At 65.2% G+C, this 19,361-nt stretch carries 17 protein-coding genes; 10 read left to right on the forward strand and 7 right to left on the reverse strand.

Annotated elements, in window-relative coordinates; genetic code table 11:
- Positions 1-89: 89 nt before the first annotated feature.
- The gene (locus G342_RS0110690) at positions 90-1,055 is read right to left on the reverse strand and encodes an IclR family transcriptional regulator (protein ID WP_018183132.1); all 966 of its coding nucleotides are present in this window, start codon (positions 1,053-1,055) and stop codon (positions 90-92) included.
- Between the two features lie 386 nt (positions 1,056-1,441).
- Between G342_RS0110690 and hydA the strand changes: the two genes are divergently transcribed.
- The 10 genes from hydA to G342_RS0110740 all read left to right on the forward strand — a co-directional run bounded on the left by hydA (position 1,442) and on the right by G342_RS0110740 (position 13,027).
- The gene (hydA, locus tag G342_RS0110695) at positions 1,442-2,830 is read left to right on the forward strand and encodes a dihydropyrimidinase (protein ID WP_018183133.1); all 1,389 of its coding nucleotides are present in this window, start codon (positions 1,442-1,444) and stop codon (positions 2,828-2,830) included.
- A gap of 1,328 nt (positions 2,831-4,158) precedes the next feature.
- Positions 4,159-4,956, forward strand: coding sequence for an IclR family transcriptional regulator (locus G342_RS0110700; protein ID WP_018183134.1), 798 nt, complete (start codon positions 4,159-4,161; stop codon positions 4,954-4,956).
- Complete coding sequence (locus tag G342_RS0110705) at positions 4,953-5,840, forward strand: amidohydrolase family protein (RefSeq protein WP_018183135.1); 888 nt, start codon at positions 4,953-4,955, stop codon at positions 5,838-5,840. The genes G342_RS0110700 and G342_RS0110705 overlap by 4 nt, the downstream gene beginning before the upstream one ends.
- Positions 5,841-5,863: 23 nt before the next feature.
- The gene (locus tag G342_RS0110710) at positions 5,864-7,153 is read left to right on the forward strand and encodes an aspartate aminotransferase family protein (protein WP_018183136.1); all 1,290 of its coding nucleotides are present in this window, start codon (positions 5,864-5,866) and stop codon (positions 7,151-7,153) included.
- Positions 7,154-7,181: 28 nt separating this feature from the next.
- Positions 7,182-7,943 carry an ATP-binding cassette domain-containing protein gene (locus tag G342_RS0110715; protein ID WP_018183137.1) on the forward strand — a complete coding sequence of 254 codons (762 nt, stop codon included), beginning with the start codon at positions 7,182-7,184 and terminating at the stop codon, positions 7,941-7,943.
- Between the two features lie 13 nt (positions 7,944-7,956).
- Complete coding sequence (locus G342_RS23860; RefSeq protein ID WP_018183138.1) at positions 7,957-8,955, forward strand: ABC transporter permease; 999 nt, start codon at positions 7,957-7,959, stop codon at positions 8,953-8,955.
- 94 nt (positions 8,956-9,049) lie between these two features.
- The gene (locus G342_RS0110725; protein WP_018183139.1) at positions 9,050-10,195 is read left to right on the forward strand and encodes a sugar ABC transporter substrate-binding protein; all 1,146 of its coding nucleotides are present in this window, start codon (positions 9,050-9,052) and stop codon (positions 10,193-10,195) included.
- A gap of 68 nt (positions 10,196-10,263) precedes the next feature.
- Positions 10,264-11,430, forward strand: coding sequence for an enolase C-terminal domain-like protein (locus tag G342_RS23865; protein WP_018183140.1), 1,167 nt, complete (start codon positions 10,264-10,266; stop codon positions 11,428-11,430).
- Positions 11,427-12,248, forward strand: a complete 822-nt coding sequence (locus G342_RS0110735; RefSeq protein WP_018183141.1) for an SDR family NAD(P)-dependent oxidoreductase — start codon at positions 11,427-11,429, stop codon at positions 12,246-12,248. The genes G342_RS23865 and G342_RS0110735 overlap by 4 nt, the downstream gene beginning before the upstream one ends.
- Entirely contained in the window at positions 12,245-13,027 is a 783-nt protein-coding gene (locus G342_RS0110740; protein WP_018183142.1) for an MBL fold metallo-hydrolase, read from the forward strand. The genes G342_RS0110735 and G342_RS0110740 overlap by 4 nt, the downstream gene beginning before the upstream one ends.
- A gap of 182 nt (positions 13,028-13,209) precedes the next feature.
- Here G342_RS0110740 and G342_RS0110745 read toward each other — a convergent pair whose 3' ends face one another.
- From G342_RS0110745 to nikB, 6 genes are all read right to left on the reverse strand, one after another.
- Positions 13,210-14,583 carry a dicarboxylate/amino acid:cation symporter gene (locus G342_RS0110745; protein ID WP_018183143.1) on the reverse strand — a complete coding sequence of 458 codons (1,374 nt, stop codon included), beginning with the start codon at positions 14,581-14,583 and terminating at the stop codon, positions 13,210-13,212.
- A 3-nt stretch (positions 14,584-14,586) separates the two neighbouring features.
- On the reverse strand, positions 14,587-15,420 hold the full coding sequence (locus G342_RS0110750) for a substrate-binding periplasmic protein (protein ID WP_156830890.1): 834 nt from the start codon (positions 15,418-15,420) through the stop codon (positions 14,587-14,589).
- 534 nt (positions 15,421-15,954) lie between these two features.
- Positions 15,955-16,761 carry a nickel import ATP-binding protein NikE gene (gene nikE / locus G342_RS0110755; protein WP_018183145.1) on the reverse strand — a complete coding sequence of 269 codons (807 nt, stop codon included), beginning with the start codon at positions 16,759-16,761 and terminating at the stop codon, positions 15,955-15,957.
- Positions 16,758-17,537, reverse strand: a complete 780-nt coding sequence (locus tag G342_RS0110760; RefSeq protein WP_018183146.1) for a nickel import ATP-binding protein NikD — start codon at positions 17,535-17,537, stop codon at positions 16,758-16,760. Before G342_RS0110760 ends, nikE begins: the two co-directional genes overlap by 4 nt.
- Positions 17,534-18,412: a nickel ABC transporter permease subunit NikC gene (gene nikC, locus G342_RS0110765; RefSeq protein WP_018183147.1), complete on the reverse strand. Its 879-nt coding sequence runs from the start codon at positions 18,410-18,412 to the stop codon at positions 17,534-17,536. The genes G342_RS0110760 and nikC overlap by 4 nt, the downstream gene beginning before the upstream one ends.
- Positions 18,409-19,353: a nickel ABC transporter permease subunit NikB gene (nikB, locus tag G342_RS0110770; RefSeq protein ID WP_018183148.1), complete on the reverse strand. Its 945-nt coding sequence runs from the start codon at positions 19,351-19,353 to the stop codon at positions 18,409-18,411. The genes nikC and nikB overlap by 4 nt, the downstream gene beginning before the upstream one ends.
- Between the last annotated feature and the right edge of the window lie 8 nt (positions 19,354-19,361).

Here is a 19,361-nt window from a genome sequence, read left to right on the forward strand (position 1 = left end):
CAGCCATGCTCAGGAAATGGCGGGGCCAAGGCGGCGCGATCCCGGCGAAGGGGCTTCGCCGGGATTGCGTGCCCTGGCAATATCCGCAGCTACAGGCTGGGGAAGTCGGCCGGCATGCGGCCCAGCACGGCGCGGTTAATCGCGATCGACGTGTTGATCATTTCGCGGGCGAGCGCCTCTTCGATCGGCGCCACGGTCGACAGCAGGCCCGAGCAGGTGAACACGTAGGCGACTTCGCCATAGCGGTCGAAGATCGGCATGCCGAGAGCCATCAGGCCCTCGGTCAGTTCGCCGACACTGCGGGCGTAGCCGCGCTTGCGCGTCGCCGCGATCTCGGCCTTCAGCAGGTCGGCGGTCATCAGAGTGGTGCTGGTATAGCGGCGCGGCTGCCAGCTCTCCAGCCACTGGTCGATCTCGGCCGGCGACTTCCAGGCAAGGTAAGCGCGCATGTTGGCCGGCGCGTCGCGCGGCAGGTGGTGGCCAATCGGATAGGACACCTCCATCGCCTGAAAGCTGTTGAATTTGTCGACGACGACGAACGAATCGTCGGCCTGGGGCTGAGCCAGCACGGCCGGAAAGCCGATGCGCTGCACGAGGCTGCCCAGTTCATGTCGAATCCGATCCAGGACGGGAGCGCCCAGCAGCGACGACGCGCTGGCGAACAGGCCGGAGTTCAGCTCGTAGAGCTTGGCGCGGCTGTCGAGGCGCAGCCAGCCGAAATGCACCAGGGTCTTCAGGATCGAATGGCAGTGGCTCTTGGTGATGCCGAGGGTCGTCGCCAGTTCGGTCAGCGAGGCGAGGTGCGGCGGCGTGTGGTTGATGTAGTTGATGATAGCGATGGCGTTTTCCACTGCCGGCACTAGGCCGGGCGCCGGCCGTCGCGGCGGCGCGTCGTCCTGGGCGGTCAGCAGCCAGCGCGAGCCGTCCTGCTGCAGCGAGGTCGTGTAGGGCGAGGGAGAGGCAACTGCCCTGGCATTCGCCGTCTGGGCGTTGTCCGGCTTGATCTCGTCCGGCTTGGCCCTGTCGGGCGCGGCGGGCTTGGGTGTCTTCGGCACAGCGGTTTCCTTCACCGGCACACGCTCGTCCCCGGCAGCTGGCTCATGCCAGCGCTCTCGATCGAACGGCAAATAATCTTGACCGTCGATGCAAGATCGATCAGTCTCTCTGGGAGAACGTTGTTCTTTTAGTAGAAAAGTGATCCAAGCCTGTCAAGTGGCCGGGCCGTGGCATTGGAACGCCAAGGACCGGAATTACCTTTGTCCGCCCAAGGTCGGAATGGTGGAGGAGGGGATGCGGTCTCGCAACATCTCCCCGAATTCTGCGATCCGCTCGAACCCCGTGTCGATCCGCCGGCTGTCGGCGCTTTGGCGTGGAACGATCCCTGCATTTGCCTCCGCGCGCCGGCGGCCGCCGCCCCATGGAACCAATCTGGAGACTGTCGATGGACCTCATCGTCAAAAATGGAACGATCGTCACCGCTGGTGGCATCTCGCGAGCCGATCTCGGCGTCAAGGACGGCAAGATCGTCCAGATCGGCGGGGAATTCGGCGAAGCCGCGCGCATCATCGATGCCGCCGGCTGCTATGTCATGCCGGGTGGCGTCGACGTTCATACCCACATCGATTCCAACAATATGGAAACGAAGTCGGCCGATGATTTCGGATCTGGCACCATCGCGGCCGCCTGCGGCGGCACAACGACCATCGTGGATTTTTGCGCCCAGGATCGCGGGGGCACGCTGGCCGAGGCGATTGCCAAATGGGATGCCCGCGCCGAGGGTAAGGCGGCGGTCGACTATGGCTATCATGTCATCGTTCTCGACATGAATGACGGAGTGTTCAAGGAGCTGCTGACGCTGCCCGAGCGCGGCATCCCCTCCTTCAAGGTGTTCATGGCCTATCGCGGCATGAACATGATCGACGACGTGACGCTGCTGAAGACGCTGGAGCAGGCCAAGCATTCCGGTGCGTTGGTGATGGTGCATGCCGAGAATGGCGACGCGGCCGACTATCTGCGCGACAAGTTCATCGCCGAAGGCAAGACGTCGCCCAAATATCATGCCCTGAGCCGTCCGCCACGCGTCGAGGCCGAGGCGACCGCGCGCGCGATTGCCATGGCCGAGATCGTCGGCACCTCGATCTACATCGTGCACATGACGTGCGAGGAATCGCTCGAAGAACTGATGCGCGCCAAGGCGCGCGGCGTCGACGCGCTGGCGGAGACCTGCACGCAATATCTCTATCTGACCAAGGACGATCTCGACCGGCCGGGCTTCGAAGGCGCGAAATTCGTGTTCACGCCGCCGCCGCGCGAGGTCAAGGATCAGGAAATCCTCTGGAACGCTCTCGCCAATCGCGTGTTCGAGACGGTGTCGTCCGATCATTGCTCGTGGCTCTACAAGGGCCACAAGGATGAAGGATTGCACGACTTCCGCCTGATCCCGAACGGCGCGCCCGGCGTCGAGGAGCGGCTGATGATGGTCTATCAGGGCGTCAATCAGGGCCGGATTTCGTTGACCCAGTTCGTCGATCTCGTCGCGACCCGGCCGGCGCAGGTGTTCGGCATGTTCCCGCAGAAGGGAACGATCGCGGTCGGCTCTGACGCCGATATCGTCATCTGGGATCCGGAAGCGTCGATGACGATCACCCAGTCGGCCATGCACAACGCCATGGACTACTCGACCTATGAAGGAAAGAGCGTCAAGGGCATGCCGAAGACGGTGGTGCTGCGCGGCAAGGTCATCGTCGAGGATCGCGATTATGTCGGTACGCCGGGCGAGGGACGGTTTCTCAAGCGTGCGAAGTATGTTCCGCGCGTGCAGTCTGTGTGAGTTGCTGACTTTTCGGCCGTCGCCGAGAGCGAGCGGGTGCCCTGTCGGGCCTCGCCAACAGCGCGCTTTTGACCGCGTCGATCGATGCCGTTGCTAACGTGCATCGTTCTCTGGTGCCGGCCCTTGGCGCGGGCTGGCACCGGAGAGCGGATTTCCTCGTGATAGGTGCCGGAGTTCGCCGGCACGATGCGGAATTGGAGCGCTGCTGGATGCGGCCATGCATGCCTAGCTAGCGCCTCGCTGACATCGCTATCCGACGGAAGTCTTCCAATACTTCTGGTTAGGATGCGAGACTGGCGCTGTCGTCTTGTCTTCTTCGCGGCTGTGCAAGTGACGAGACTTTTCGTGTGAGTAGGTGGTTGAAGCCTTGCCGGTCCGTGTCTTCAATGAGCTACCTTTGCTGCCCGCAGAACCGCGCCCAAGCGTCCATAGGCGCACGGCGCCCTTCTAGGGCGATGCTGATCAGCCAGTTGACGAGCCCACCCGGTCCCATTTCGCGCCACTTTCCGTCGCGCGGGAATACGATCGTCCATTGCCTGGATCCGCCTGGCGCTGCTCAGGGAGGGCCGGTTACCGTCCACGTAGCGCCCCGCGCCGTAACCGACTTTACGAAGAGCGCGCAAAGCCGATTGACCGCACTCTGGCTGAGAAAGCGAGTTGCCAAAGGCCGTGTGGCGCATTGAGGCGCGAATGACGTCCGCAACGAGCCGCTGTGTGTTCTTGAGCCCCTCCGAGTTGAACAGATCGACGCAGATCTCGGTCGCGATCGGTCTCAGCAGCGCTTTCACAGCCTCAGCCGCGGCATCGCCATGCGATGGATCCGGATTGCGCCGCCCTCGTATTGGACGATTTCGAGGTCGGCGACGGATGTCGGAGCCGTCGTCTCCAGATCCGCGACGGGTCGCTGTTCCTTCGGTCTCGAACTACGACAGGGCTTCAGCGAGCGACTGGATGATCTGGACCTGGGTCAGGATCGGTTTGTCGGAGTTCATGGTTCTCGTTTTGCATGTGTATCGGCGAGGTTCCGGACTTCGCACCCTGCCGAGTGCGCGCAACCTTTGAGGCTCCCCCTGATCCTCAGCCATTTCCCCTAGGGCCGGACCGAGACGAACGCCGGCATCGTCCCGGCGCGGACGGGCTCGTCGGGAGGTCGGCCGACCAAGGTCGCCGCCCGGTTGACGCGCTCGGGGAGTTGCGCCGCCCGCGTTCAGTTGAACTCCCAACGTATCCGGCTCGCTAGCAACTTGTCGTCGACGCAACGCCTCGACGTCAGCTTGACAGTCCTCCCAGCAACGCTAAGATTATTAAATGAAACGTGAGTTTATCAGATGAATTCAACAGCAGACAGCGATCGGTATTCGATCCGGGCCGTCGATCGGGCGATCGATGTGATCCAGTGCCTGGCGGAGCGCGAGGCAGCGTTGACCGCCGACGACATCACGGCAGCCACCGGCTTGCCCAAGAGCACCGTGTTTCGGGTTCTGGCGACCTTGGTCGGGCGCGGCTTCCTGGAACGTGACAATGATCGCCAGACCTTCAGCTTCGGCACGCTGGCGCTGCTGGTCGGGATGCGCGCACTGGGCAATCTCGATGTCCAGCGGGTCGCCCGGCCCTTCATCGAGCAATTGACGGATGCGACCGGCGAGACGGTCCACCTCTCGGTTCTGAACGAGCAGTCGGCGCTCTGCATCGACAAGATCGACAGCAAGCGCTCGGTGCGCATGTCGTCGTTTGTCGGCTTCCGCGATCCGCTGCATTGCAGTGGCGTTGGCAAGACGCTGCTCGCCTTCCAGGACGAGGCTGTGCGCGAGGCGCTGATCGCCCGGATCGGCTTCGAAAAGCACACCGAACGCACCATCACCGAGCCCGAGGCGCTGCGCGCCCATCTGCGCGAGATCGTGGCGCAGGGCTATGCGGTGGATCGCGAGGAGATCGAGGAAGGCCTTTCCTGCGTCGCCGCGCCAATCCGGGACCACACCGGCAAGGTCATCGCCGCCATCAGCAATTCGGGGCCGACCTACCGCCTCGACGACGCGGCCATCCGCGATCTCATCGCAATCGTTCTCGCCCACGCCAACCGCATTTCGACCGCGCTTGGATATCTCGCTAGGAAGCCAGCCCCATGATCATCGACGTCCATACCCATACGCCACAGTTCCGCGAGCGGGTTCCCGCCGACAAGCTGGTGATGAATACGACCTGGCGGCCCGATAGGGCCGTGCCGGCAAACTACAGCTGGAATGACTACATGGCGGCCCTGGAGCCGGTGGATAAATCCATCGTCTTCGGCATCGCCTGGGAACCCGGCGAGCGCGTCGGCGGCACCAATGGCGTTGGCGATGTCGGCGATGTGGCTGACGGCGTCAATAATTCAACGGCCGCCTTCGTGCGGGCCTTTCCCGACCGGCTGATCGGCTTCATGGCCGTGCATCCGCATGACCGCAAGGCCATGGACGAGATGGAGCGCAGCCGCGTCGACCTCGGCCTGCGCGGCGTCAAGCTTGGCGCCAATTACCAGATCTTCGATCCGCTCGAGAGCCGGGCGCTGGCGATTTACCAGTATGCCGAGAAGCACGGCCTGCCGGTGCTGTTCCATATCGGCACCTCGGCGGTGCGCATGGCGCCGATGGTCTCGGCCCATCCGCTCGTCGTCGACGAGATCGCCATGCGCTACCCGGATCTCAAGATCATCATGGCGCATATGGGCCATCCCTGGACGGTCGACAGCGTCGTGGTGGCGCGCAAGCACCCCAATGTCTTCACCGACATCTCCGGCCTGTTCTACCGCCCCTATACTTTCTACGAGGCGATGATCAAGGCGACCGAGTGGAACATCCTCGACAAGGTCCTGTTCGGGTCGGATTTCCCCATCGCCACGCCCGCCGAGACCATTGCCGGCCTGCGCAACATCAACGCCATCCTCGAGGGAACCAGCCTGCCGCGGGTTCCGCTCGACCGGATCGAGCAGATCATCCACCGGGACAGCCTGACGCTGCTCGGCCTGAACTGAAACTACGGGAACAGTATACTTCCATGAACTTCCAGAAATCTGCCGAGACCTATGAGCGCGCTACCCGGGTGATCCCGGGCGGGGTCAATTCCGCCACCCGGCGCCTGGCCCGCCCGATGGCGTGGGAATGGGCCGAAGGCGCCTATATGCGCGACGTCGACGGCAATACGTTCCTCGACTACCACGCAGCCTTCGGGCCGATCGTCCTTGGCCACAAGCATCCGGGCGTCACCGCTGCCGTCGCCGAGGCGATCGAGGGCCTCGACATGGTCGGCGTCGGTGTCACCGAGCGCGAGATCCGGCTGGCCGAGAAAGTGGTCGAGCATGTGCCCTCGGCCGAGATGGCGCTGACCTTCTCGACCGGTTCGGAAGCCACCTATATGGCGGTCCGCCTGGCGCGCGGCGTCACGGGCCGCACCAAACTGATCAAGTTCCAGGGCACGTTCCACGGCTGGCACGACTACCTGCTGATGAACATCATCACCCCCGCCGACAAGATCGGCCAGAAGGACCCGGGCTGCGCCGGCCAACTGGCCGATGCTGTCGAGAACACGCTGATCTGCCGCTTCAACGACCTCGATTCCGTCGAGCAGGCGATTGCGGCCAATCCCGGCGAGATTGCCGCGATCTTCCTCGAGGCCATCCCGCACAATATCGGCTGCGTGCTGCCGACCCAGGCCTTCGTCGAGGGACTGCGCCAGCTCTGCGACGCGCATGGCATCATCCTGGTTTTCGACGAAGTCATCACCGGCTTCCGCCATGGCCTGGGCGGCTACCAGGCCAAGCTCGGCGTCACGCCCGACATCACCACCATGGCCAAGGCGATCGCCAATGGCTACCCGTGCGCCGTGATCGCCGGTCGTCGCGACCTGATGATGCAGTTCTCCACCGCGCCGGGCGGCAAGGTCTTCGTCGGCGGCACCTATAACGGTCACCCGGTCGGCTCGGCCGCGGCGCTGGCAACCATCGCCGCCATGGAAGACGGGTCGGTGCACAAGCACCTGTTCGCACTCGGCGACCATGCCCGCAACGGCATGCAGGCCATCGCCGATCGGCTCGGCATCCAGATGACCGTCGGCGGCTACGGCTCGGTGTTCACACCCTATTTCATGGACGGTCCGATCGACCGCTACGAGGACCTGCTGCGCAACGACAACGCCAAGGACGTGGCGTTCCGCTCGGCCATGGTCGACCAGGGCATCTTCATGCTGCCCATGGCGCTCAAGCGCAATCACATCAGCGCGGCCCATACCATGGCCGATGTCGAGCGCACGCTCGATGTCGCCGAATCCGTCCTCAAGACGCTGCGCTAGAGACGGAAGCTGGGGGGGAGGGGAGCAATTGCAACACGCTGAAACCACGCAGGGCACGCCGTTTCTGGAGGCCCGCCACATCGGCAAGCGCTATGGCGGCCTGCACGCCGTGCGCGATGTCAATTTGTCGATCTATCCGGGGGAGGTGATCGGCATCGTCGGGGACAATGGCGCCGGCAAGTCGACCTTCATCAAGATGCTGGCCGGCGACCATCAGCCGACCTCGGGTGAATTGCTGATCGAAGGCAAGCCGGTGCGGTTTGCCCATCCACGCGACGCCAAGCAGGCCCAGATCGAGACCATCTACCAGGATCTTGCCCTGTGCGAGAACCTGTCGGTGATGGACAATATCTTCCTGGGGCATGAGCTGACCCGAAATCCGGTGCTGCGTCTGTTGCGGCGCAGCAAGATGCATATCGAGTCACGCGTCCTGCTTGACGATCTCGGCATCGGCATTCCGTCGACGCATGAGCTGGTGGTCAATCTGTCGGGCGGCCAGCGCCAGGCAACGGCGCTGGCGCGCGTCGCCAAGGCCGGGGCGAAGCTGATCATCCTCGACGAGCCGAGCGCCGCGCTCGGCGTGCGCGAAACCCGGGCCCTGCTCGACCTGATCCTGCGCTTCCGCAGCCAGGGCAAGTCGATCTTGGTCATCAGCCACGAGATGCGCGACGTCTTCGAGATCACTGACCGCATCGCGATCTTCAAGCGCGGCGAGCTGATCGCCATCAAGCGCACCAAGGAGACGACTCCCGACGAGATCGTCTCGCTCATCATCCGCGGCCGCCAGTAAGTCAGGATCTGCAATGACCCAATCCGTCACCCAGCCTGACCGCAATGCCGGCGGCTTCAACCTGTTCAGCTTCGCGCGCAGTCAGGAAGGCGTCGTCGTCTTCCTGCTGGTCGCGCTGATGATCGTCGTCGCGGTGTTCAGCGCCGCCTCGCCCTATTTCTTCGACGTACGCAACGGCATGAATATCGGCCGTGCCATCTCGATCATCGGCATTGCCTCGGCCTTCACGACCTTGCTGATGATCGCCGGCGGGCTCGACCTGTCGATCGGCGCGGTGATGAACGCCGCCGGCGTGGTCGCCGCCATGGTGCTCACCCAGACCGGTCTCGGCGTCGGCGGCGCCATCCTCGCTGCAGTCGCTGTCGGGGCGCTGGTCGGCTGGGTCAACGGCATGTTCATTGCCAAGCTCGGCATCAATCCGCTGATCATGACGATCGCCATGCAGTTCGTCGTGCGGGGCCTGACGCTCGGCTTTTCGGCCTCGGCCTCCAAGGTCATCGTCGATCCGACGTTCCTGGCGATTGGGCAGAGCTATTTCCACCTCGGGCCGCTGGCCATTCCGGCGCCGCTGCTGTGGATGCTGCTGGCGATGCTGGTGTTGTGGTTCGTGCTGCGTTTCACGCTGTTCGGCAAATATGTCTACGCCGTCGGCGGCAAGGCCTCGGCATGCCGCCGGGCCGGCATCAACGTCAATGTCATCACCATCCAGCTCTACATGCTGAGTGGCATCGGCGCGGCGCTGGCCGGCGTCGTGCTGGCGGCGATCCAGGGCGCCGGCATTCCCTATGGCGCCGGCAGCGAGCTCAGCGTCATTTCCGCCGTCATTCTCGGCGGCGTCAGCCTCGCCGGTGGCGTGGGGTTGATCGAGGGGACGCTCGTCGCCGTGCTGCTGGTCGGCGTGCTCAAGAACGGCATGACGCTGATGGGGATCAGCTCGGTCTTCCAGATGGTGGCCGAGGGCCTGGTGCTGGTCGGCGCGGTGACGCTCGACCGCCTCAAGCGAAGGCTCTGAAGAAACCGGAAATCCCGGACAAGAAACGCCGGCACCCCGTCGATGGTGCCGGCGCCAAAAAACAACAATCGACACATCAACCAGAGAGGATGACATGTACAAAGCAGCAGGACTGACGGCCGTGCTGGCCGTTTCCCTTCTCGGCGTCGCGCCCATCGGCGCGGCGATCGCCCAGGACGCAGCGGCGAACCCAACGCTGACGCAGGATCCCGGCAATCCGAGCCAGGCGCGCCACTGGGTCACCTATGATGCCGCCGCCGGCGCATACCGGGTCGATTCCAGCGTCACCGCTGACCCGGCCAGCTGGAGCGCTGCCAATGCCGCCAAGGCGGCCGACCGCAAGCTGATCTGCTTCACGGCGGAAAGCGAAGAGTTCGACTGGGACGTGGTGCTGGTGAACCCGAGCATGCGTCGGGCCGCCGAGGCCGCCGGTGTCGAGCTGCTGCTGCTCAACAACCAGTATCCGAGCACCACCAAACCGATCGAGAACGCCGATATCTGCGTGCAGCGCAGCGCCGATCTCGTCGTCTCGTTCAACGTGTTCTCGGAAATCGCCCCGGCGATCATGACCAAGTACAATGAGGCCAAGATTCCGGTCATCGCTATGGACGTGGCGCATCCGGGCTCGGTCTTCTACGGCGCCGACAACTGCAAGACCGGCGCGCTGGCCGCCCAGTTCGCGCTGCAATGGGCCAAGGACAAGAACTGGCCGCTTGACCAGCTGCAGGTTGTGGCTGGTGTCGACCCCGCCGTCGGTGGCGCGCCGAACTGCCGCAACACCGGCTTCGTCGACGCCATCAAGGCGGCTGTGCCGCAGCTGCCTGCGTCGAACTACCATGACGTCGACATGCGCACGGGTGAGCTGGGCCCGGTCGCCGGCGCCATCGCCGCGACCACCGATTGGCTGACCGCCCATCCGGATGCCAAGTACATCATCGCCACCTCGATCAATGATGACCGCGCCTATGGCATCGCCCAGGCGATGAAGCAGGCCGGCCGCGGCGATTCCGCCGTTGACGGCATCGTCATCGGCAAGAACGCCGAGAAGGCGGCGCTCGACGCGGTCCGCGCCGGCGACACGCCGCTGGTCGGCACTGTCTCCTTCTTCGGCAACAAGTATGGCGACGACGTCATCCCGCTGGCGCTCGATATCCTGGCCGGCAAGCCGGTACCGAGCATCGTGAGCGTCGCCCATGAGGTGATCAGCAAGGCCAATATCGACACGCACTATCCGCAATAGTCGATCGCCTTTCGATCCGTAGCACCGGGCGCGGCGGGGGCCGCGCCCGAACCTGCCAGGGGAAAAGCATGAGCACGCCCGTCAAGATCACCGCCGTCCACGTCTACCCGCTTGCCATCGCCGGCGACGCCAGCAACGATTTTCCCGTGGCTTGCCCGATGTCGATCTATCCGGAGTATCGGCCGAGCCGCCCGCTCTGGCGCGACAATTTCGGCGCCATGCTGGTCCGGATCGAGACCGATGCCGGTGTCGAAGGCATCGGCTACACCTCGATGGGCAGCCTGGTCTGCGCCGTCACCATCAAGCTGCACCTGGCCCGGCTGCTGATCGGCCAGGATCCGACGCGAGTCGAGCGTCTCAACGACATTCTGGTGCGCTCCACCTATCATCAGGGTCGAGACGGCTTCCTGATGCACGCCATCAGCGCCCTCGACGTGGCGCTGTGGGACATCAAGGGCAAGCTCGCCCAGAGCTCCGTCTGCAACCTTCTGGGTGGCCCGGTGCAGGAAAGCCTGCCCTGTTACATGACCGGTTATGACGCCGACAAGGTGATCCGCGGCGGTTTCACCGGCCTGAAGATTCCGCTGAAATACGGCCCGGCCAGCGGCCGCGACGGGTTGAGGAGCAATGTCGCCGACGTCGCGGCGCTACGTGAAAAGCTCGGGCCGGACCGGGACATCATGCTCGATTGCTGGATGGGCCTCGACGTGCCCTACACACTCGAGCTGGCGCGGGCGCTGGAGCCCTATCGGCTGCGCTGGATCGAGGAGCCGCTGCTCGCCGGCGACATCGAGGGCTACCGGCAGCTCCGTTCGAAATGGACCTCGGACACGCTGATCGCCTGTGGCGAGCACGAGACGCTGGTGCGTGGTGCCGAGCCGTTCATGCGCGACCGGCTGATCGATGTGTGGCAGGCCGACGTGACCTGGGCGGGCGGCATCACCGAGATGCAGAAGATCGCGGGCCTCGCCATCGCCGCCGGGGTCAAGATCATCCCGCATTACGGCTATACGCCCTGGGCGGCGCACTTCATCCTCGCCTGCCAGGCCAGCCCGGCCATCGAGTGGTACGACCTGACCGGGGACCTCGTCGGCGACGAGCCGCTGTTCACCTCCGACATGGTGCTCAAGGACGGTCGCCTGTCGCCCGGAACGGCGCCGGGCTTCGGCATCGAGGTCAACTGGGACATGGTCGAGGCCAATCTCGATCGCCGCCTGGCGTTCGCCGAAGCATGACCCCCGACGCACAGAGCCTGGGCAGGGTCCGCTTCGACTTTACGGGCCGCGTCGTGCTGGTGACCGGCGTTGCCTCGTCGACCGGGATCGGCCGCGCCATCCTGCGCGGCTTCGCGGCCGCGGGCGCGACGGTCGCCGGCACCGATATCGACGCGGACGGTCTGCGCGAACTGGAGTCGGAGTTCCCCGATGGCCATTTCGGCCGGGTGGATTCCTGCAATTCCGCTGAAGTCCGCGACTTTGTCGCCGCTGTCTGCGAGCGCTTCGGCGGCGTCGACATCCTCGTCAACAATGCCGGCGTGGCGCCGTTCGCCCCGATCCTCGATCTCACCGAGGAAGACTGGGACCGCACCTTCGACACCAATGTGCGCGGCTATTTCCTGTTCGCCCAAGCCTTCGGCCGCCATCAGGTGCAGCGCCAGGCCGCGGGTGCCATCGTCAATGTCGCCTCGATCAGCGTGCATGTCTCGGGCGAAAACAAGGTACATTATTGCGCAAGCAAGGCCGCCGTCGGCAGCCTGACCAAGGGGCTGGCGCTGGAATTTTCGCGCCATGGCATCCGCGTCAACAGCGTGGAACCCGGCACGATCGACACCCGGATCGTCGCCGACCAGCCGGGCATCCAGCGCCTCGTCGAGGCGGCGCGCGACAATCCGCATCTGCCGATCAACCGGCTGGGCCGCGGCGAGGATCTCGTCGGCGCCACGCTGTTCCTGTGCAGCGATGCCGCCAGCTACATCACCGGCAGCGCCATTCTCGTCGATGGCGGCGATCTCGCCGGCAGCCTGTCGGCCGAGCCCCGGGGCAGCCAATCATGACCACGCCGCACTACCAGATCGAGGTCGTCACGGTCGGCCGCATGGACGAGGTGCCCACCCCTTCGATCTTTCGGCTCGAAGGCAATGGCCGCTACGAGCCGTTCTGCTACACGCTCTGCATCCTGCGCCAGGGCGAGCGCACGATTTTGATCAATACCGGCTTTCCCGAGGACGTCAGCGCCATCGCCAAGGCCTGGCGCGACGAGGATCCGCGGCTCGATTTCATCCGTACGGAAGACATGCGCCTTCCCGTGATCCTGGCGGCGCGCGGCATCGCCCCGGACAGCGTCGAGGCCGTGTTCCTGACGCCGATCGGCCCCTACAATACCGGCAACATCTCGATGTTCCGCAACGCCCGCATCTTCATCTCCAGGCGCGGCTGGGCCCATCAGATGGGTCTCGACGACAGCTTGCCGCGCGCGCCGCGCAACATCGCCATTCCCGATGCCGAACTCGCCAATCTGGTCACCGAAGGCTTTGAGCGGCTGACCCTGCTCGATGACGAAGCGACGCCGCTGCCCGGCATCCGCACCTTCCATGTCGGTGTGCACCATCCCGGTTCGATCGCCATTGCCATCGAGACGGCGCGCGGCACCGCCATCTTCTCGGACGCGTTCTTCAAGTTCGCCAACATCGAGGCGATGAAGCCGATCGGCTATTGCCAGGATCTGCGCGAATGCCTGCGCAGCTACAAGCGCATCGCCGCGGAGGCAGACTTGCTGATCCCCATGTACGACCCCGACCTGTTCCTTCGCTATCCCGGCGGGCTAGTGGGCTGACCCGCGCCAGGCATCATCGGATCAACAAGGCGTGCCGTGGTCGTCGTGCGGAGGACTGGCCGACATCACACCCGTGTCCATGCGCGCTGGCGTCGGCCGGTGTGCCGGCGGTGCAAATTTTGCGGAGGTCAGCGGCCCCAGTCAGCCGATGACGCCTAGCCGAGGACCGAACCGGATTGCCGTCATGCCGTCGCCTGCTGTGTCGGAGAAATGCCGGCGGGTCGCGGTTCGGCCTCGGCGATCTCCCGCGAATGCGGCGCGATGGCCGCCGTGACCGCCGTCACCGTCGAAACGCTGGCAAGGGTCATGAGTGTGTCCGAAACCGCGTCGACCGCGATGAACAGCACGAAGGCCGCTTCGAACGGCAGCTGCAGGTAGCCGCACAGGATCGACATCTGCGACAGGATCACCAGTCCGGCCATGCCGGTCGTGGTGAGCGCCAGCAGCGCCGAGGACACCCCGACCAGCGCGAGATCGCCGACCGAGAGCGTGCGCCCGTAGAGCTGCGCGATGAAGATCACGCCGCCGACATAGAGGAAGATCGCCCCGGTCCGAAGCAGCGCTGCCTGCAGGGGGGCCAGCAGTTCGACGATGACCTGGTTGAACTTCATCCTCTCCACCAGGAGATTGATGATCCACGGGATCGAGGCGATGGTCGAACGCGTGGTGATTACCACCATCAGCAGCGGCTGGAACGCCTTGATGGTGGCCCAGTAGCCGCGGCGGGAGCGGATCGCGACGATCACCACCGATGCGACCATGACCGACAGGGTCGAAAGGCCCATCACAACCAGGAAGCCGCCCATCAGCGTCAGTGGCTCCGGCCCGACCTGCGCGGTCTGCTCGGCGATGAGGATGAAGGTCGCGATCGGCAGGCCCCAGACGAACCAGTTGGTCAGGATGATGCAGGCGCGGTAGATCGCATCGAGGCCCTGGGCCAGGCTGGTCGCGGATTTCTGCGGAACCTGGCCGACGGCCAGCCCGAAGAGCAGGCAGAACAGCAGCACCTGGATCGTTTCGCCCTTGGCGAGCGCGCCGAAGACATTGCTCGGCACGAGATGGAGGAGGATGCCAAGCGGGCCGGCGTCCTGGCTGATGGCCTCCGGCGCTGCCAGGGACAGCTGCAGGTCGGTCGACACGGCGCCCTGCGAGTTGATGAAGGTGCCGAGCCCGATGCGCGTCTGCGGATCGTCGATCTGGCCGGGTTGCAGCAGCAACGACAAGGTGCCGCTCAGCGCGACACCCAGGATCGAAACGATCACGACCGCCAGCGCGATGCGCGGCAGGTAGCGCACCGATCGCGGATCCTGCACCATCGACGTGATCGAGAAGATCACCGACGAGACCAGCAGGGGCAGAACGACCATCGTCAGCAGGTTGAGATAGACCTTGGCGACCGGCGCCACGGCATGGGCGATCGCCGGCGCGTGGATGCCGCAGAGGATTCCCGCCCCGATCAGCACCAGTGTGGTGACCGGCGAACGCAGGATGCGCTTGAGCAGGGTGAAGAGGTTGAAGCGTGGCGCCCGCGCGGGGAAGGTCTCGTCCGTTGGCACGCTTCAGACACCCTTGCTGGCGCGATATCGCGCGACGATCTCATCGGTCTTTAGGACGGCACCGCCCTGCGAAATGTCGAGGTACAGGTCGACGAAAGCAGCCAGGTGCGTGGCGTCCGGCCGAATGCCGATCGCCAGCGTATCCGTCTTGTCGTTCAGGGTGATCGAACGCGCGACGACGGTCAGGGAGGGGTCGTCGACGAGCAGCTTCTTGATCTCGAAATCGTCCCGATAGGCCATGTCGATCTCTTCGGCACGGACCGCGTCGATCATCGATGTCCAGTCGGCAAACTCGCGGATGCTGGCCTTGGGGAAGCTCGTGCCGGCAAACTCGGCGAAGGCCGAATGGCCGATGACACCCAGAATGCCGCTGAACTCACGGACGACCTGCTCGGTCGGCCGGTTGCCGGTCATCTGCGCCAGCCGGACGCGGTTGGCGATGAGGCCGTGATTAAACACCGCATAGGGCCGCGAGTAGCGGATCAGTCGCCCGCGGCGCACCGTGCGGCTCAGCTTGCAGATCGCCAGATCGGCGGCGCCGGCGGCGATCAGATCAACGGCCTCGTCGAATGTCGCCGGCTGCCGGTCGAAGGTGACGTCCGTCTCCAGGGTTCGCGCGATCGCCTGGCTGAGCGCGACGTCGATGCCTGCATTGTCCGGCCCCGAGGCCTCGAAGAAGGGAGGCGACGCGAAGCGGGGCATCGCGATCCGCAGCGGGTTGTCGCGATAGAGGCGGGTGAGATCGCTGAGCGGCTGCGCGAAGGCACGCGGCGCGGCGATGGCCGTCACGGCGGCGCCCAGCAGGCCGCGCCGGGATAGATGTATGGGGCGCCGCATGGCGAACTTCGATGTCATGGGTCCAGCCGCCCGATCGGGATGTCGGACGAGGCGGAGAGGTCATGGGGGGACGCGGCGGCCATCCATGCGTTCAATCGGGTGGAATTTGTTCCGGCCGACCTTGTGCAGAACTGGCGTTTTACATGGGTCAAAGCTTTCTCTCATGCCCCCGAGTATCGATTGACGACAGAATAAATCGCATGGTCCTCTAGTCGAGGCAGTTTCCTTGGTAGCCTTACCTAACGCAAGGTGTCGCATCGAACATTCTGCGATGACTGACGGGTTGCCCAGCCCCTGAGTCCGACCTCGAGTGGCAGGACTTCAGTTGCCGAGCGCTCGGAGGCTGGCCGTCCCGGCCAATCGAAATCGTCCGCGGCGACGGTCCCGTCACGGATCATCCCGGCTCATGCCGAGCCGACGAGCCGGCACAGCAGGCACGGAGGAGGGCGAGCCCTGCCTCTGACCGCTTGGCGAAACCGGATGGTGCCGGAGTATACCTCCTGAGGGGAGAATCCCTGCCGGCCCAGATCCTGCCTAGGCGACCTCGATCTGGCGGTGTACGGGCCGAGCCGGCAGGATGGCGCCCTGGAGCAATCGGCCCTCCTCGGAGCACAGCTTCAGGTCACGATCAACCGGCGCATCTTCCCTTATGGCGCCATCTGCGAGCACGATGACGCGGCCGCAGAAGAGCCGGACGAGGCGCAGGTCGTGGGTGATGAAGAGCACCGCCATGTCGAGGCTGGCCTTGAGCTGCTTCAACAGCTCGATCATCTGCATCTGCAGGACGAGGTCGAGATTGGAGACCGCCTCGTCCAGCACCAGCAGCTTCGGGCCGGGGGCGATGGCCCGGGCGATGCAGACGCGCTGCAGCTGGCCGCCGCTCATCTGGGTCGGCAGCTTGCGCATGTCGTCGGGGGCGAGGCCGACCTGCATCAGCAGCGCGCGGACCTTCCGGTCGCGTTCGTCTGCGTTCAGCGTCGTCAGGTGCCGTAGCGGCTCGGCGAGGATCCGGCCGATCGTGTGGCGTGGGTTCACGGCGCCGAGCGAATCCTGGAAAACGATCTGGACCGAGCGCCGGTAGTCCCGGTAGGCCTCGCCGGACAGGCCCCCGATTTCTGTCCCCGCGAACGCGATCTTGCCGCTGTCCGGTCGCTCGAATCCGAGCAGCAGCCGGCCGAGCGTGCTCTTGCCGGAGCCGCTGCGGCCGAGCAGGGCAATGCTCTCGCCGGCCGCGATGTCGAGGTCGATGTCACGGAGCACGGTCTTGGGCTTCGATTGCCCGACCAGCGAGACCGTCGAATAGGACTTCGACACGGAACGCGCGGAAAGGATCGGGGTCATGCCACCTCCGGATAGAGCGCCATGTGGGCCTCGACCAGTTCGCGCGTCGCGATACGCTGCGGGTTGTCGAAGATATCCCGGGTCGACGCCATCTCGATGATGCGTCCGTTCTCCATCACCGCCACCTCGTCGGCGAGGCGGGCGACGACACCCATGTCATGCGTGATCATCAGCACGCCGAGATTGCGGCGCCGCGCCAGATCGTCGAGCAGGTCGAGGATACGGGCCTGTACGATCAGGTCGAGATCGGTCGTCGGCTCGTCCGCGAAGAGAAACGGCGCATCGGACAGAAGCGCGAGCGCGATCATCGCCCGCTGCAGCATGCCGCCGCTCATCTCGAAGGCGTGCAGGCGCAGCACCGTCTCGCTATCCTCGAGCCCGACGGTGTCGAAGGCGTCGAGGGTCCGGCTTCGCCAGCCCGCGTCGAGCTTGTCGACCGCGCGCAGGGTCTCCCTGGCGTGGTCCGCCATGGTCTGGACCGGATTGAAGGCCGAGCGCGGGTTCTGCAGGATCGTCGCGACGACGTGCCCGCGCAGCTTTTGCGGGGCGATCGGCTTGCCGTCGTGGAGCACCTCGCCATGCGTGACCCGCACACCCGGCGGCAGGACGCCCTGCGCGCCGCTGCAGGTCATCGACTTGCCGCATCCGCTGGCGCCGACCAGGGCGAGGATGCGGCCGCGCCGGATCGTCAGGCTGACGCCGTCGACGAGCACGTGGTCATGATTGCCGTGCCTGGCGGCGATGCGCAGGTTCTCGATCGTCAGGGTCGCGGTCAATGCGGGTGGTCTCCGTGCAGGCTCGGATCGAGCCGGTCGCGCACCGAGTCGCCCAGGATGTTGAACGCCATGACGCTGAGGAGCAGCGCGAGACCCGGCCAGAGGATCAGCATCGGCTTCGACCAGACGAACTGGCGCGCGTCGTTGATCATCACGCCCCATTCGGCGGTCGGCGGCTGAACGCCGAGGCCGAGGAAGGAGAGCCCGGCCACGTGCAGCATCATGTGGCCGATGTCGAGCGTGGCCAGCACGATCATCTGCGCCATGATCGCCGGGAACAGATGCTCGAAGAAGATCCGGATCCGGCTCGCGCCGGCGGCGCGCGAGGCCAGCACGAAATCGCGCTGCCGGAACGAAAGCACGAGGCCGCGCACCATGCGCGCATACCAGGCGAAGTGGGACAGCGCGATGGCGATCACCACGTTGACCATGCCGGTGCCGAGGATGCCGATCAGGAACAGGGCAAGCACGATGGTCGGGAAGGCGAGGAAGATGTCGCAGAAGCGCATCACCGCCTGGTCGACGCGGCCGCCCAGATAGCCCGACGCGCCGCCGACGACGATGGCGAGCGTCATGATCAGCACGATGCAGAGTGCGACCGAGCCGAGCGATACGCGCGTCCCGTAGATCAGGCGGGAGAGTTCGTCCCGGCCGAGATGGTCCGTGCCGAGCCAGTGCGCCAGGCTCGGGCCCTGCAGGCGCTGGGTCAGGTCGACGGCGTTGGGATCGTAGGGCGCGACGAGCGGCGCGGCGATGGCCGCGATCGCCAGCAGGACGACGATGACGAGCGCGATCCGCACCGCCCAGGTGTCGCGGATCGGCAGGCGCCAGACCGTGCGGCGCGGCGCGTGTTCGTCGAGGCTGGCGACGCTCATATCGCGGCCTCCGCGTTCAGGCGGATGCGCGGATCGAGCCAGGCATAGACGATGTCGACGACGAGGTTGCAGATCACGAAGATGGTGACCAGGAACAGGGTGAAGCACTGGATGACGGGGAAGTCGCGGCTGTAGATGGCCGAGACGGCGTAGCGGCCGATGCCGGGCCAGCCGAACACGCTCTCGATCACCAGCGTGCCGCCCAGGAGCTCGCCGACATGCATGCCGGTCGCCGTGACGATCGGCAGGAGGGCGTTGCGCAGGATGTGCGACCGCTCCACCTGCCGGTCGGAGAGACCGCGCAGGCGGGCATAGAGGACGTGCCGGGCGCTGGCGGTTTCCAGCATGCTGGCCCGCAGCAGCCGCGCATTGATCGCCAGCGACATGAAGGACACGGCGAGCACCGGCAGGATCATGTGCTGCCAGCCGCCCTTGCCCATGGGCGGCAGCCATTTCAGCGTGAGTGAGAACAAGAGCACCAGCAGGAAGCCGAGCCAGAAGTTCGGGGTCGAGACGCCAAGGAAGGCGAAGCCGCGCACGAGATGGTCCGGCCAGCGATCCTTGTAGCGGGCCGACCAGATGCCGAGCGGTACCGAGACGACGAGCGTGAACAGGAGCGCCAGGCCGGCGAGCTGCAACGTCGCCGGCAGGTAATAGAGGATGTCGTCGAGCACCGGGCGCCGGGTCACGTAGGAGACGCCGAAATCACCCCGCACGGCGCTGCTGATCCAGCTGACATATTGGGCGAGGATCGGCTGGTCGAGGCCGAGGGTCTGTCGCGCCTCGGCGACGGCGCCGGGCGTCGGCGGAATGTTCGACAGCTTCAGATAGGCCACGGCCGGATCGCCCGGCGCCATCCGGATGATGACGAACATCAGGATGGAGACGCCGAGCAGGATCGGGATCAGCAGAAGCAGCCTTCGGAGGATGAACCCGGCCATGGCTCGGC

It is taken from the genome of Kaistia granuli DSM 23481, from assembly GCF_000380505.1.
GTDB lineage: Bacteria > Pseudomonadota > Alphaproteobacteria > Rhizobiales > Kaistiaceae > Kaistia > Kaistia granuli.

Bases quoted from the DNA above. Each gene is read 5' to 3' on its own strand.
- nikE (WP_018183145.1), bottom strand. From the start codon at position 16,761: ATGACCCCGATCCTTTCCGCGCGTTCCGTGTCGAAGTCCTATTCGACG.
- nikC (WP_018183147.1), bottom strand. From the start codon at position 18,412: ATGAGCGTCGCCAGCCTCGACGAACACGCGCCGCGCCGCACGGTCTGG.
- G342_RS0110700 (WP_018183134.1), top strand. From the start codon at position 4,159: ATGAATTCAACAGCAGACAGCGATCGGTATTCGATCCGGGCCGTCGAT.
- G342_RS0110740 (WP_018183142.1), top strand. From the start codon at position 12,245: ATGACCACGCCGCACTACCAGATCGAGGTCGTCACGGTCGGCCGCATG.
- G342_RS23865 (WP_018183140.1), top strand. From the start codon at position 10,264: ATGAGCACGCCCGTCAAGATCACCGCCGTCCACGTCTACCCGCTTGCC.
- G342_RS23860 (WP_018183138.1), top strand. From the start codon at position 7,957: ATGACCCAATCCGTCACCCAGCCTGACCGCAATGCCGGCGGCTTCAAC.
- nikB (WP_018183148.1), bottom strand. From the start codon at position 19,353: ATGGCCGGGTTCATCCTCCGAAGGCTGCTTCTGCTGATCCCGATCCTG.
- G342_RS0110725 (WP_018183139.1), top strand. From the start codon at position 9,050: ATGTACAAAGCAGCAGGACTGACGGCCGTGCTGGCCGTTTCCCTTCTC.
- hydA (WP_018183133.1), top strand. From the start codon at position 1,442: ATGGACCTCATCGTCAAAAATGGAACGATCGTCACCGCTGGTGGCATC.
- G342_RS0110705 (WP_018183135.1), top strand. From the start codon at position 4,953: ATGATCATCGACGTCCATACCCATACGCCACAGTTCCGCGAGCGGGTT.
- G342_RS0110735 (WP_018183141.1), top strand. From the start codon at position 11,427: ATGACCCCCGACGCACAGAGCCTGGGCAGGGTCCGCTTCGACTTTACG.
- G342_RS0110750 (WP_156830890.1), bottom strand. From the start codon at position 15,420: ATGCGGCGCCCCATACATCTATCCCGGCGCGGCCTGCTGGGCGCCGCC.
- G342_RS0110710 (WP_018183136.1), top strand. From the start codon at position 5,864: ATGAACTTCCAGAAATCTGCCGAGACCTATGAGCGCGCTACCCGGGTG.